Genomic DNA, 13,951 nt, shown 5'->3' with positions numbered 1-13,951 from the left:
GATTGGTCGTGCGTTCGTTGTCCGAGAACATGTCCACCGCTCCCGTCGACGAGGAGTTCTCCTCGCCGCACGCCATCCAGGCCAAGTGGCAGAAGTACTGGGCGGAGCACGAGACGTTCCTCACGGGCGGCGACGAGGACACGCGGCCGCGGCGCTACGTGCTGGCGATGTTCCCGTATCCCTCCGGTGACCTGCACATGGGGCACGCGGAGAACTACCTGTACTCCGACATCGTCGCCCGCTTCTGGCGGCACCGCGGTCACAACGTCCTGAACCCCATCGGGTGGGACTCCTTCGGCCTGCCCGCGGAGAACGCCGCGATCCGTCAGGGCGCCGACCCGCGCGAGTGGACGTACCAGAACATCGCGCAGCAGAAGGTGGGCTTCCAGCAGTACGGCGTCTCGTTCGACTGGAGCCGGGTGCTGCACACATCCGATCCCGAGTACTACCGCTGGAACCAGTGGCTGTTCCTGAAGATGTACGAGCGGGGCCTGGCGTACCGGAAGAAGAGCCCGGTCAACTGGTGCCCGAACGACCAGACCGTTCTGGCCAACGAGCAGGTCGTCGATGGGCGCTGCGAGCGCTGCGGCTACGAGGTCGTCAAGAAGAAGCTCACCCAGTGGTACTTCCGCATCACCGACTATGCGGACCGCCTGCTCGACGACCTGAACCAGCTCGAGGGGTTCTGGCCGCACAAGGTGCTGCAGATGCAGCGCAACTGGATCGGCCGTTCCGTCGGCGCCGACGTCGACTTCCGCATCGAGGGGCGCGAGGAGCCGGTGACGGTGTTCTCGACCCGACCGGACACCCTGCACGGCGCGACGTTCTTCGTCGTGGCGCCCGACGGCGACCTGGCCGCCGAGCTCGCCGCCGACGCCGAGCCCGAGGTGCGTGAGCGCTTCCAGGCCTACCTGGCCGAGGTGCAGAAGACGACGGACATCGATCGGCAGTCCACCGACCGTCCCAAGACGGGCGTGTTCCTGGGCCGCTACGCGATCAACCCGGTCAACGGCGAGAAGCTCCCGATCTGGGCTGCCGACTACGTGCTGGCCGACTACGGGCACGGCGCGGTCATGGCGGTCCCGGCGCACGACCAGCGCGACCTGGACTTCGCACGCGCGTTCGACCTGCCGGTCAAGGTCGTCGTCGACACCACCGCTCCGGTCACCGGTGCCATGCCGGTCATCGAGGTGGACGAGGACGGCGTCCCGATCGACGCCGATGCCGCGCTCGACGAGCAGAACCCGGCGAAGACCGGCGTCGCGCTCACCGGCGAGGGGCGCATGATCAACTCCGGTCCGCTGAACGGACTGTCCAAGCGCAACGCGATCGCGCGCGCCATCGAGCAGCTGGAGGCCACGGGGACGGGGCGGGCGGCGAAGAACTACCGCCTGCGTGACTGGCTGATTTCGCGTCAGCGGTTCTGGGGGACGCCGATCCCGATGCTGCACGCCGAGGACGGCCGGATCATCCCCGTGCCCGAGGACCGGCTGCCCGTGAAGCTGCCGAGCGTGGAGGGCCTGGACCTCAAGCCGAAGGGGACCTCGCCGCTGGGCGGCGCGGAGAGCTGGGTGCGCACGACCGACCCGGAGACGGGCGACCCGGTACTCCGCGATCCCGACACGATGGACACCTTCGTCGACAGCTCCTGGTATTTCCTCCGGTTCCTGTCGCCGAACAGCGACACGCAGGCGTTCGACCCGGCCCAGGCGGCACGCTGGGCACCGGTGGACTCGTACATCGGCGGTGTCGAGCACGCGATCCTGCACCTGCTCTACGCCCGCTTCATCACGAAGGTCCTCTTCGACATGGGGTTGATCGACTTCACCGAGCCGTTCTCCAACCTGATCAACCAGGGCATGGTGCTGCTGGACGGCCAGAAGATGTCGAAGAGCAAGGGCAACCTGGTGCTGTTCCAGGAGGAGCTCGACGCCCACGGTGCAGACGCGCTCCGCGTCGGTCTGGCCTTCGCCGGTCCGGTGGAGGACGACAAGGACTGGGCGGACGTGTCGACCACCGGTGCGCAGAAGTTCCTCGCGCGCGCCCTGCGGATCGCGCACGAGGTCGCCAGCCCCGTCGACGTCGTCTTCGACGGAGGCGACGCGGCGCTGCGCCGTGCGACGCACAAGCTGCTCGCCGAGGCGCCTGCGCTGGTCGAGCAGACCAAGTTCAACGTGCTCGTCGCCCGTCTGATGGAACTCGTCAACGTGACCCGCAAGACGATCGACGGCGCTGCCGGTGCTGCCGACCCCGCCGTCCGTGAGGCGGCGGAGACCATCGCCGTCATGCTCGACCTCATCGCCCCGCACACCGCGGAGGAGATGTGGGAGATCCTGGGACACGAGCCGTCCGTCGGACTCGTGTCGTGGCGCTCCGCCGATCCGGCGCTGCTCGTCGAGGACACCGTCACCGCGGTCGTGCAGATCGGCGGCAAGGTGCGCGCGCAGCTCGAGGTGCCGGCACGCATCGGCGAGGCCGAGCTCGAGGCGCTGGCGCGCACCGATGAGCGCGTCATCCGGTCGATCGGCGATCGCGAGATCGTCAAGGTCGTCGTGCGGGCCCCGAAGATCGTCAGCATCGTCGTCAAGGGCTGAGTGCCCGGCGTTCTCCGCGGTTTCGCCGACCCCGGCGCGAAGCGGTGATCCCCGGACCGGGTTGCGACCGAGAACGGCCGTCCTCCACGACGAGTCCCTTCGGAGCGTCTCTCCACGGTCGCTGTGTCCGGCTCCGGGAGGCGGTGGGCGCGGAGCTTAGGGTGTCCGGATGACCTCGTCCCCGCCTCCACCTCCTCCGGCCCGTCGGGGGCTCCGCCTCGGGCTCGGCGCGGCGGTCGTGCTGACGATCGTCGCGCTCTCCACCGCCGTCGGCCTCGGCCTGGTGCAGGGGCAACCGTCGTCCGTCGAGGCCGTTCCGTTCGCGGAGAGCTCGGCGTCGGTCGAGTCCGGGCCCGCGGAGATCTACGTGCACGTGCTCGGCGCGGTCGAGCACCCGGGCCTGTATGTCCTGCGCACCGACTCCCGGGTCGTCGATGCCCTCGCGGCCGCCGGCGGGTCGACGGATGCCGCCGACCTCGTGGGTGTCAACCTCGCCCGACGGGTCGAGGACGGGGAGCAGATCCTGGTCCCGGTCGTGGGTGCCGTCGCCGATCCGTCGGCGCCGCCATCCGGAGACGGGACCATCGATCTGAACACCGCGGATCAGGCGGCTCTGGAGGAGCTCCCGGGAATCGGACCGGCGCTGGCCGAGCGTATCGTCGCGTGGCGCGAGGAGAACGGTCGGTTCCGCACGGTGGACGATCTCCTGGCGGTGCCCGGGATCGGGGAGAAGGTCTTGGAGGGGCTGCGCGACGGGGTGCGCGTGTGACAGTCGCTTACCCCTGGGGATCGCAGGTCAGCGTGGCATCCGTGATCACCTGGGTCGCCAGCTCCCGCTCGGACTCGAGCGGATCGCGTCCGTCGACCAGGAGCTGGACGCTCTCATCGGACAACTCGGAGTCGTAGACGTACTGCCCGACGCAGGGGTAGAAGTCCGGCATGTCGTCATAGGTGGTCAGGCCGTTCGACCGGTTGATCTCCTCCGCGGACGCGCCGATCTCCTCAGGTGTCGGACGGCTCTCACTGGCGCTGCTCGGCGCGTCCGATGGCTGGGCGCTGGCTGGGGGCGCGCTTTCGGCGGGCAACGAGTCGTTCAGCGCCGACGAGGCCAGCACGAGCGACACGATGAGCACGATGACCCCGATCACGGCGCCGACGACCGACACGACCATGCCGACGATCGACGGCCACTTCGCGGCGTTCTTCGTGAACAACCCGATCAGCGACACGACGAACCCGGCGAACAGGATCACCGCGCCGACCACGAACAACACGGGGATGAAGGCGAGAACGGCGCCGAAGACGGCCAGGCCCAGCCCGATGAACCCGAGGACCGGCGTCGGCCGAGAAGCAGCGTCAGGGACCTGTTGCGCCGGGGCGGCCGACCCGTATGTCGGCGCCTCGGGATGAGGCAGCGAGGGATTCGTCGGAGCCGAAGTGGGAGCGTAGGCGTCGGTCCACCGTGCTCCGTCCCACCACCGCTGGCGCCCGGAACCATCGTCGTACCACCCAGCCGGGACATTCATGCGCTCTCCTCCTCGTCGCGGCAGCGTCCGCCGCGCGCGAGTACCCAGGCTACTCAATCGCTTCCGACGAGGTCGTCACCGCGTCCGACGCCGGCGGTCTCCTCCATCAGAGAAGTGCTCCTCCACACCCTGACCTCCAGGGTCGTTGTCCTCTGCTCGTGCGGCGGTGGTCGCGGCGGGCGGAGCGGGCACCGGCGCGACTCTAGGGTGATCCGATGCATGAGAGGCAGCGTTCGTCCCTGGGGTCCGAGGAGGGATCGGCGTGACGCGCGATCTGCGCCTGCTGCCGGTGGCGGTCGGTGCCTGGGGTGTGGCCCTGGTCTGCGTGTTCGTGCCGGGAGCGGCGGCGTGGGTGGCGGGTGGATGCCTGGCGGCCGCGGGGATCATCGGCGCCGCTCTGGCGATCCGGCGCCGCGCAGTCGCGACGATCGGGGGACTGGTCATCGTGGTTCTCGCGACGGCGGCGGCCGTGGCGTTCACCGTGTTCGCACAGTCCGCGGGCCGTGACGCCGTGCACGCGTGGGGAGGCAGAGCCGTCGAAGCGGTCGGTGAAGTCTCGTCCTCGGCGTCCGTGGGACGCGATGGGCGTCTGTGGATGGACGTGCAGCTGAGCGGCATCGGTGCGCCCGGGGCCGTGGCGCCGGCGGCCGGTCCGGTGCGCATCGGCATCGAGGAGGGGGAGGGGTTCGTCCTCGGTGCGCAGGTGCGGGTGACCGGAGAGAGTGCTCAAACGGACCCGGGAGAGCGGGCCGTGCTCGTCGTCTTCGTCACCGCGGGAATGGTGGAGGGGGCGGCACCTGGCCTCTTCGGATTCGCTGCCGACCTCCGCCGGTCGTTCGTCGAGCGCGCGACACGGCTCCCGGAACCCGGCGCCGGACTCCTCCCGGGGTTGGCGGTGGGCGACACCACCGCCGTGCCCGCTGCGGTCGACGTCGACATGCGCACGAGCGGCCTCAGCCACCTCACCGCCGTGTCCGGGGCGAACTGCGCGGTCGTCGCCGCTGCGGTCTTCGGGATCGTGGCGTTGAGCGGCGGGACGCGAGCGCTGCGGGTCGTGCTCGCCGCCCTCGCCCTGGCGGCCTTCGTCGTACTCGTGACACCGGAGCCGAGCGTCATCCGGGCCGCCACGATGGCTGCGGCGGGCATGCTGTCGATCCTCGTCGGGCGGCCGAGCGCAGGCGCCGGAATCCTGGCCCTGTGTGTGGCCGCTCTCCTCGTCGCCGATCCCTGGCTGGCGTCGACCCCGGGATTCGCGCTGTCCGCCGTGGCCTCCGGGGCCCTCATCCTGCTCGCCCCGGCGCTGGCGATCGGGATCGGGCGCTGGCTGCCCGGTCCGCTCGCCCTGGCGATCGCCGTGCCTCTGGCGGCGCAGCTCGCGTGCGCGCCCGTGATCGCGTTGTTCGCGGAACAGCAATCGCTCGTCTCGGTCGTCGCGAACCTCCTCGCCGAGCCGGCTGCGCCGATCGCCACGGTGATCGGGCTGCTCGCCTGTCTCGCTGCGCCTCTCCCACCCGTCGCGGATCTGCTCGCCGCGTGCGCCTGGCTGCCGTCGGCGTGGATCGCGACCGTCGCGCATGTCACTTCCGGGCTCCCCGGCGCTCAGGTGCTCCTCCCCGCGGGTCTCGGGAGCGCTGCCCTGGTCGCGCTGGTGAGCGTCGCGATCGCCATCGTGTGCTGCCGCGGAAGACCGCGCCTACGGGACGTCACGCGCCCGGACGTCGTGACGGTGTGGTCTCGTCGGCCGTGGGCCTCGATGTCCGGCGGCGTCCTCACCATCGTCCGATGCGTGGCGGCCGGCGTTCTTATCGTCGTGGCGTCCGTCGGTGCTTCCCGCGCGTTGGTCGACGGTCCGCTCGCTCCGCTCGTGACGCCGCACGGGTGGGCGATCGCCGCGTGCGACGTGGGCCAGGGCGACGCGATCCTGGTGCGTTCGCAGGACGCGATCGCCCTCATCGACACAGGTCCGGACCCGGCGGCGCTCGACGCATGCCTCCGCTCGCTGAGCGTCGATCGCATCGACCTGCTCGTGCTCACGCACTTCGACGCGGACCACGTCGGGGGTGCGGCTGTGCTCGAAGGGCGAGTGGACACCGTGCTGCACGGACCGCCCGCCGATGACACCGATGCGCGCATGCTCGACGACCTGGCGCGGGCGGGCGCTGCCCTCCGCGCAGCCGGCGCCGGAGACCGGGGCACTCTCGGCGGAGCATCGTGGCGGGTGCTCTGGCCGCGGAAGGACAGTGTCGCCTTCCCGCCGGGCAACGATGCGAGCGTCGTCACCGAGTTCGCCGGGGGAGGAGTGCCGCGCGCCCTGTTGCTGGGCGACCTCTCCGCGGCCCCGCAACGCGCGCTGCTCCGCGATACGCCGCTGACACGATACGACGTGGTCAAGGTCGCCCACCACGGGAGCGCTGACCAGGCGCCTGCCCTCTACGAGGCTCTGCAGCCGAGCGTGGCGCTCATCACGGTCGGCGCGGGAAACGACTACGGGCACCCGCGTCGGGAGACCCTGGAGACGCTGTCGGCTCTCGGCGCGCACGTCTACCGCACCGACCACGACGGCCGCACCCTGCTCGGCATCGAGGACCATGCCCTCCGCGTCTGGACCGACGTCGCGCCGCCCTGAGGCGGGTGTCCGACGCCGCCGGTAGGCTGGTCCCATGGCAGCTTCCCGTCCTCCCTCCCGCGGCGGCGCGAAGGCCACGAAGATCCCGCAGGTGTCGTGGCGAGAGCCTCATCCCGCGCCGTTGGTGCTCGTATCCGGGCCGGAAGAAGTCTGCGCCGAGCGCGCGATCGCCGGGGTGCGCGACTACCTCCGTGCCGAGGATCCGGCGCTCGAGGTCAGCGACGTGCGTGCCGACGACTACGCTCCCGGCACGCTGCTCTCCCTGACCTCGCCGTCGCTGTTCGGAGAGCCGCGACTGGTCCGCGTGTCCGGCGTGGAGAAGTGCTCCGACGCGTTCCTCCAAGAGGCCATCGGGTATCTGGAGAACCCGCAGGAGGGCGCGACCGTCGTTCTGCGGCATACCGGAGCCAGTGTCCGCGGGAAGAAGCTCCTCGACGCCCTCCGCGCGGGGACCGGCGGTGGGATCGAGATCGCCTGCCCCGCCATCAAGCGCGACGGCGACCGGGTCGACTTCGCGGCGGGGGAGTTCAAGGCGGCCAAGAAGCGCATCGCTCCGCCGGCACTCCGAGCGCTCGTCTCGGCATTCGCCGACGACCTCACCGAGCTCGCCGCTGCATGTCAGCAGCTCATCGGCGATGTCGACGGTGACATCACCGAAGAGGTCGTCACCAAGTACTACGGCGGCCGGGTCGAGGTGTCGGCGTTCGTCGTCGCCGACACCGCCATCGCCGGTCGCTACGGGGAGGCTCTCGTGGCGCTCCGCCATGCCCTGTCCTCCGGTGCGGACCCGGTGCCGATGGTCGCCGCGTTCGCGATGAAGCTGCGCACCATGGCGCGCGTCGCCGGCAATCGTGAACCCAGCAGGCAGCTCGCCCAGCGCCTCGGGATGAAGGACTGGCAGGTGGACCGCGCGCGGCGAGACCTGGCGGGCTGGAACGAGCGCTCCCTGGGAATGGCGATCCAGGCGACCGCGCGCGCCGACGCCGAGGTCAAGGGTGCGGCGCGCGACCCGATCTTCGCGCTCGAGCGCATGGTGACGGTCATCGCCACCCGTGAACCGTTCGGGGGCTAGGGCTCTCGCCTCCCGGAAAGCAGAAAGCCCGCCTCATGAGGAGACGGGCTTTCCGGAAGTCGGAAGCTCAGAGAGCCGCGACCTGCTTGGCGATCGCCGACTTGCGGTTCGATGCCTGGTTCTTGTGCAGCACACCCTTGCTGACGGCCTTGTCGAGCTTGACCGAGGCCTTCTTCAGGCTCTTCTCTGCTGCGGCCTTGTCGCCGGCGGCGACGGCCGCGCGGGTCTGGCGGACGAGAGTCTTCAGCTCGCTCTTCACGGCCTTGTTGCGCGCGTGAGCCTTCTCGTTGGTCTTGTTGCGCTTGATCTGCGACTTGATGTTTGCCACGTGTGGACGCTTTCTGTACAGGAGTTATTCGGAGTGCCGGCAGCAGAAGAGGGCTGCTGCACGGCGGTCGTGAGGGAAGAACCCACACGCAAGCCAAGAGTCGAGTCTACCAGCACCGGATGGGATCGTGCGAAACGACACCGACCGGACGAGACGCCGTCGCGCGGAGGGTGGGACCGGGTGCAGAATCATCCTCAACGACGACGACGTCAAGGAGCCCGATGACCCCCCTCAGCACCGACCCGACCGCGCGTGCGCGGCTCCGCTGGTCCGCCGCCACCTCAGCCATCCAGATCGAGGGTTCCCGCCGTGCCGACGGAGCGGGCCGGTCGATCTGGGACGACGAGATCGCGAAACCCGGACGCATCCGCGACGGCTCGACGGCGGAGCCAGCCTGCGACAGCTATCGCCGTGTGGCGGATGACGTCGACCTGGTGGCCGGTCTCGGACTCGATCGGTACCGGTTCTCGATTCCCTGGGCGCGCGTGCAGCCGGACGGACGCGGGCCCGGGAACGTCGCGGCGCTGGACCATTACGCCCGCGTCATCGATGCTCTGCTGGAGGCCGGAGTCACGCCGTTCCCGACGCTCTATCACTGGGAGCTGCCGAGCCCGGTCGAGGCCGACGGCGGCTGGCTCGCTCGCGACACCGCCGAACGCTTCGGGGAGTACGTCGCCCTCGTCGCCGCCCGCCTCGGAGACCGGGTGTCGTCCTGGTACACCCTGAACGAGCCCGCCATGACCACCCTGCAGGGCTACGCCGTCGGCGCGCTCGCACCCGGCAGGCAGCTCCTCTACGGTGCGCTCCCGACCGCCCACCATCAGCTGCTCGCCCATTCCCGAGCCGCTGACGCGCTGCGACACCAGGGTGCGGAGAGCGTGGGGCTCGTCAACAACCACACCTGGGTCCTGCCGCTGCGGGACACCGAGGAGGATCATGCCGCAGCCGCGGTCTACGACCTCCTGCACAACCGGCTGTTCAGCGAGCCGCTGCTCTCCGGGACGACACCGGACCTGGAGGCGCTCGGGCTTCCGCCGCTGCCCATCCTCGGTGATGACCTCGCACGCATCGCGGGATCGATCGACTTCTACGGCGTGAACTTCTACAACCCGACGACCGTCACCGCCGCCGCTTCCGGGAACGACATCCCGTTCGAGATCGTGCCGACGCCCGGAGTCCCCGTCACCGGGTTCGGTCCCGAGTGGCCGATCATGCCGTCCGCGCTGCGTGCTCTCCTGATCGACCTGCACCGCCGCCACCCGGACATGCCACCGATCGTCATCGGAGAGAACGGAGCTTCCTTCCCGGAACCCGAGGTCGCCGGTCCTGTGGAGGACATCGACCGGATCGCCTACCTCTCCGCGCACATCGACGCGGTGGGCGAGGCCATCGACGCCGGCGTCCCCGTCGAGGAGTACACGGTCTGGTCGCTGCTCGACAACTGGGAGTGGACGGACGGCTACACGCAACGGTTCGGTCTCGTTCACGTGGACTTCTCGACGGGGGAGCGCACCCCGAAGGGCTCCTACGGCTGGTATCGCGAGCTCATCGGGGGCGCTCGTGCGGCCCGCGACGCCGAGGCGGCACGAGCGTGAGCGGTACCTCGGGCGTCGCCACCCGCAGGGCGGGCCTGCGCTGGATGTCGTTGTTCACCCTCGCCTGGCTCGCCATCTGGACCGTCCAGCTCACCCCGGTCCAGCTCCTCCTCCCGCTGCAGCTCGACACTCCGGAGGACGACTGGGTCCGTGGCGTCGTCTCCTCCGGGATCGTGCTCGGAGTGGGTGGCCTCGCCGGTGTCGTCGCCGGGCCGCTCGCCGGAGCGCTCTCGGACCGCGCCCGTGCCGGCGCGCACCGGCGTCGCCCGTGGGCTCTCGGCGGTGTCGTGCTCACCGCCGCGTGTCTCGTGCTCACCGGATTCGCCGAGGGACCGTGGGCGGTCGGCGCCGGCTGGATCGGCGTCTCGATCGGTGTCGCCGTCTCCTCCGCCGCGTTCACCGCTCTCATCGCCGACCAGCTCCCGACGACGCAGCGCGGCGCCGCCTCCGCCGCGGTCGGTTCGAGCCAGGCGGTCGGCATCGTTCTAGGGGTCGGGCTGGTGGTGCTGCTGGGCCTCGACATCCTCGCCGGGTATCTGCTCCTCGCCGGCATCATCGCGGCGGTGGGCATCGCCGCGGCGCTGCTGCTGCCGGACCCGCCGAGCACCGAAGCGCTCCGTCCCCAGCGCATCGGGCGTCCCCGCCTGGCGTCGCTCCGCGACCGCGACTTCGCCTGGATGCTCTCCGGCCGGCTCGTCACCAACATCGGCAACGCTCTCGGGACGGCCCTGTTCCTCTTCTTCCTCCTCCACGGCCTCGGCCAGGAGAGCGCGACCGCACAGGACAACCTCCTGCTTCTCATCGTCGTCTACACCGTCTTCGTCGTGCTCGCCTCGGTGATCACCGGGATCATCTCCGACCGCACCGGCGAGCGGCGTCGACTCGCGGTGGCGGCCACGGTCGTGCAGGCGGCATCGGGCGTGGTGATCGTGGCCATGCCCACCTTCGAGATGACGATGATCGCCGCCGCGCTCATGGGCGTCGGCTATGGTGCCTTCTCGACCGTGGGACTCGCGTTCGCGGCCGATCTGCTCCCGGATGAGCAGGACCACGCGCGCGACCTCGGCATCGTGAACGTGATCGCCGCCCTCGGCCAACTCATCGGGCCCGTCCTCGGAGCCGGCCTCGTCGCGCTGGCCGGCGGGTTCTGGCTCGTCTTCCTCGCGGCGGCCGTCCTATCGCTCGTCGGCGGAGCTCTCACCGCCGCCGCGCGGCCCCGAGTGCTCTCAGCCTGACGCCGTGCGCTGCTCGATCGTCGCGATCGCGAGCGCGAGGACGGCATTGAACACCCGCGGGCGCATGGCCGTGAGAAGGTGCGTGGTCCGCGGCACGACGATGAGCTCGGCCTCGGGGGCCAGACGCCGGAACAGGGGCTCGTTCAAGCGGAGCTGATCGTACTGGCCGTTCACGAACCACAGGGGTACGTCGATGCGGGGGACAGCGGCGGCGACGTCCAGAGCGGCGAGGCTGCGGAGCGTCTGGTCCTGGATGTCGAGCGCATAGCCGCCGGCGGCGAAATCACCGCGATTCTCCTCGGGGATCGTCGCAGCGAGCATCCGCTGCGTCAGCCACATGCCACGGTCGGGCAGGGAGTCGACCGCCCTGGCGAACAGTCGGTATGCACGCAGCCCCGCGCCGCGGGGCAGCGAGGTGCACGCCGCGGCGACGAGTCCGTCGACGGGGGGAGGCTCCGCGCCACCGGTGTACGCGAGGGAGAGCAGCCCGCCCATCGAGTGCCCGACCAGCAGGACGGGGCCCCGCTCTGCGGCGGCGCGGACGGCGGCGTCGATCGTGTGCAGCGCCTCGTGGAGGGTGAAGTCCTCCTCCATCCGGCTGCCGTGGCCGGGGAGGTCGACGGCGGTGACGGGGAGCTCGCGTGCCTCCAGGTACTCGATCTGCGACCGCCACATGGTGGCCGACGTGCGGATGCCGTGCACGAGGACGGTCTGGACGGTCACGCCTTCAGCATAAGGAAAGCGGGGCCGGTGGATGAACCACCGACCCCGCTTCGACACGAGAGGGCCTTTACTTCAGGCAGATCGCGCGCATACCTCCGATGAAGCACGTCTTGGTGCCCATCTTCCCGCCGCCGCCGTCGCCCTGCGGTATGGGCTTCACGACCGCGCCTGCCGAGACACCAGACCCCAACACCATGACGGCCGCAACGCCGAGGGCGAGCACTCCCGCGCGAATCTTGTTCTTCATCGATCCTCCGATCTCGTTTCCGGCCACTCGTTTCGGAAGCCCCCGGCGGAGCCGGGACCTCCCCGCCGAAACGGAGACCATACCTTTCGCGCGACGACGATACACGAAGCGGGGCCGGTGGATGGACCACCGACCCCGCTTCGACACGAGATGTGTCAGAGGATGTTACTTCTCCCAGCCGACGTTCTCGACCGGCGTGATGCCGAACAGGTCGAGACCCACGTAAGGCTCCGGGGTCAGGTTAGCCAGACCCTCCTGAACCGTGTAGATCTGCGGGCCGTTGTACAGCGGGATGAGACCCCAGCGCTTGTAGATCTCGGGCTCGAGCTCCATGGCGGCCTTGGTCTGCGCCTCGGGGTCGCTCTGCGACTCGACCTTGTCCTTGATCTCCGCGTCGAGCTCGGCGTCACCGACACCCGACAGGTTCAGACCGGAGTCCGAGCAGTAGAGCTGGCAGAACCAGGCGGCACCGAACGGGTCGGACGAGGTGAAGCGGAGTCCGGAGACGTCCCAGTTCTTCGAGGTGTAGTCGTCGGAGAACTGGCTGGCGGGACGCACATCGACCTTGACGTCGATGCCGATCTCCTTCTCCTGCGCCTGCAGCGACTGCGCGAGCGCCTTGGCGGTCGCGGTGTCGTTCCAGATGGGGTAGACGACGGAGAGCTTGACGCCGTCCTTCTCGCGGATGCCGTCCGAGCCTTCGGTCCAGCCGGCCTCGTCGAGGAGCTTCTTGGCGCCCTCGACGTCGAACTCCCAGCCGGCGGCCTTCATCGAGTCGGTGTAGCCGGGCTGGAAGGAGAACAGGGTGAGCGAACCGGCCGGGTCCTCCTCGTAGCCGAGGCCGTTCCAGGCGATCTGCTTCTGCTGGTCGATGTTGATGGCCTTGAAGAACGCCTCACGGACCTTGACGTCCTCGAACTGCGGCTTCGTCGCGTCGACCTGCAGGATGGTGTTCGCCGTTTGCTGTGCGCGGTAGACGACCGCACCGTCGACGTCCTTGACCTGGTCGATGAGCTCCTGAGAGCCCGTCTCCACCATGTCGACCTCGCCGTTCTTGAAGGCGTTGACGCCGGCCTGGCCGTCCATGCCCGTCATGGTGACCTTGTCGAGCAGCGGAGCGTCGCCCCACCACTCGGGGTTCGGCTTGAAGGAGATGTAGCCCTTGTTCGCGTCGAACTCGTCGACGGTGTACGGGCCGGCACCCCACTCCGGGTGCGGGTTGTCGATCATCGCCTCGTTGAAGACGTCCGGGTCGGCGAGGGCCGGGTGGATCACGCCGCCGTTGAACGGCATCTGCGGCCAGGCGAACTCGCCCTTGAAGGTCACGATGGCCGTCTTGGGGGAGTCGCCCTGCTCGACGGACTCGATCTCCTTGTAGCCATCGGTCGCGTTCGGGTTGAAGCCCTCGTCGTAGGAGCGGTTGGCCTTCCACGTGGCATCGATGGCGGTCCAGTCCATGTCGGTGCCGTCGTTCCAGTGGGCCTCGTCGGTGAACGTGAACGTCAGGACCGTCTTGCCGTCCTTGACCTCGTTCTTCCACTCCGACAGGTAGTTGTCGTTCTTGTACTGCGTGCCGTCCGGCTCCATCAGGATCAGCTGCGGCGTGTACCACGCGGCGATGCGGGCGGTGTCCGCGCTGCCGTCGCTGTTGAATGCGTTGAGCTGGTCGGGGACCTCGCGGATGGCGAAGTTGACCTCGCCGCCTTCCTTCAGGTTCTCGCGGGGCTGCGGGTTGTAGTTCGCCATCTCGACTTCGGCAGCTTCGCCGTTGTCGCCGCTGTTGCCACTGCCGCCGTTTCCGGCAGCGCACCCGCTGATCGCGAGTGCGAGAACGCCGGTGAATGCCAGCGCTCCCATCAGCTTGTACTGCTTCATGGTGCTCCTTTCGCCTTACGGCGTGTCATAAAGGGAAGAATAGTTCGAGCCTCATACCGGTACGCCGCCGTGCGGTGAATGGCGCCTAACCGTTATCGGACGGTGACCACTCTCGGCCCCGGCCGTGCCC

11 protein-coding genes are annotated in these 13,951 nt (G+C 69.5%); 6 read left to right on the top strand and 5 right to left on the bottom strand.

Annotated features, from left to right (window positions below; all coding sequences use genetic code 11):
- Positions 1-29 precede the first annotated feature (29 nt).
- Positions 30-2,594: a leucine--tRNA ligase gene (gene leuS / locus KVS71_RS08240; RefSeq protein WP_217584311.1), complete on the top strand. Its 2,565-nt coding sequence runs from the start codon at positions 30-32 to the stop codon at positions 2,592-2,594.
- 169 nt (positions 2,595-2,763) lie between these two features.
- Complete coding sequence (locus tag KVS71_RS08235) at positions 2,764-3,363, top strand: helix-hairpin-helix domain-containing protein (RefSeq protein ID WP_144881224.1); 600 nt, start codon at positions 2,764-2,766, stop codon at positions 3,361-3,363.
- Positions 3,364-3,370: 7 nt separating this feature from the next.
- Here KVS71_RS08235 and KVS71_RS08230 read toward each other — a convergent pair whose 3' ends face one another.
- Positions 3,371-4,120 carry a DUF2510 domain-containing protein gene (locus tag KVS71_RS08230; protein ID WP_217584310.1) on the bottom strand — a complete coding sequence of 250 codons (750 nt, stop codon included), beginning with the start codon at positions 4,118-4,120 and terminating at the stop codon, positions 3,371-3,373.
- A gap of 262 nt (positions 4,121-4,382) precedes the next feature.
- Between KVS71_RS08230 and KVS71_RS08225 the strand changes: the two genes are divergently transcribed.
- Both KVS71_RS08225 and holA read left to right on the top strand, forming a co-directional pair.
- Complete coding sequence (locus tag KVS71_RS08225; protein ID WP_368874610.1) at positions 4,383-6,746, top strand: ComEC/Rec2 family competence protein; 2,364 nt, start codon at positions 4,383-4,385, stop codon at positions 6,744-6,746.
- Between the two features lie 34 nt (positions 6,747-6,780).
- Entirely contained in the window at positions 6,781-7,818 is a 1,038-nt protein-coding gene (gene holA / locus KVS71_RS08220) for a DNA polymerase III subunit delta (protein WP_071329524.1), read from the top strand.
- Between the two features lie 67 nt (positions 7,819-7,885).
- Here holA and rpsT read toward each other — a convergent pair whose 3' ends face one another.
- A complete protein-coding gene (gene rpsT / locus KVS71_RS08215; RefSeq protein WP_060921459.1) occupies positions 7,886-8,146 on the bottom strand; it encodes a 30S ribosomal protein S20 in 261 nt (86 codons plus the stop codon).
- A 221-nt stretch (positions 8,147-8,367) separates the two neighbouring features.
- On the opposite strand from rpsT, the gene KVS71_RS08210 reads away from it, so the two are divergent.
- Together KVS71_RS08210 and KVS71_RS08205 are read left to right on the top strand one after the other, a co-directional pair.
- Positions 8,368-9,741, top strand: coding sequence for a glycoside hydrolase family 1 protein (locus KVS71_RS08210; RefSeq protein ID WP_105949967.1), 1,374 nt, complete (start codon positions 8,368-8,370; stop codon positions 9,739-9,741).
- Positions 9,738-10,976 carry an MFS transporter gene (locus KVS71_RS08205; protein ID WP_368874609.1) on the top strand — a complete coding sequence of 413 codons (1,239 nt, stop codon included), beginning with the start codon at positions 9,738-9,740 and terminating at the stop codon, positions 10,974-10,976. The genes KVS71_RS08210 and KVS71_RS08205 overlap by 4 nt, the downstream gene beginning before the upstream one ends.
- On the opposite strand, the gene KVS71_RS08200 is transcribed toward KVS71_RS08205, so the two are convergent.
- From KVS71_RS08200 to KVS71_RS08190, 3 genes are all read right to left on the bottom strand, one after another.
- Positions 10,968-11,699, bottom strand: a complete 732-nt coding sequence (locus KVS71_RS08200) for an alpha/beta fold hydrolase (protein WP_105949966.1) — start codon at positions 11,697-11,699, stop codon at positions 10,968-10,970. The two genes, KVS71_RS08205 and KVS71_RS08200, sit on opposite strands and share 9 nt — an antisense overlap.
- Before the next feature lie 67 nt (positions 11,700-11,766).
- On the bottom strand, positions 11,767-11,946 hold the full coding sequence (locus KVS71_RS08195) for a hypothetical protein (protein ID WP_060921463.1): 180 nt from the start codon (positions 11,944-11,946) through the stop codon (positions 11,767-11,769).
- A 165-nt stretch (positions 11,947-12,111) separates the two neighbouring features.
- Positions 12,112-13,821: an ABC transporter family substrate-binding protein gene (locus KVS71_RS08190; RefSeq protein WP_060921464.1), complete on the bottom strand. Its 1,710-nt coding sequence runs from the start codon at positions 13,819-13,821 to the stop codon at positions 12,112-12,114.
- Positions 13,822-13,951: the final 130 nt, after the last annotated feature.

The sequence above is a fragment of the Microbacterium sp. GbtcB4 genome (genome assembly GCF_019091465.1).
Classification (GTDB): domain Bacteria; phylum Actinomycetota; class Actinomycetes; order Actinomycetales; family Microbacteriaceae; genus Microbacterium; species Microbacterium paraoxydans.
The sequence above is the reverse complement of the archived record's forward strand: the minus strand, read 5'-3'. Positions and strand labels throughout refer to the sequence as shown.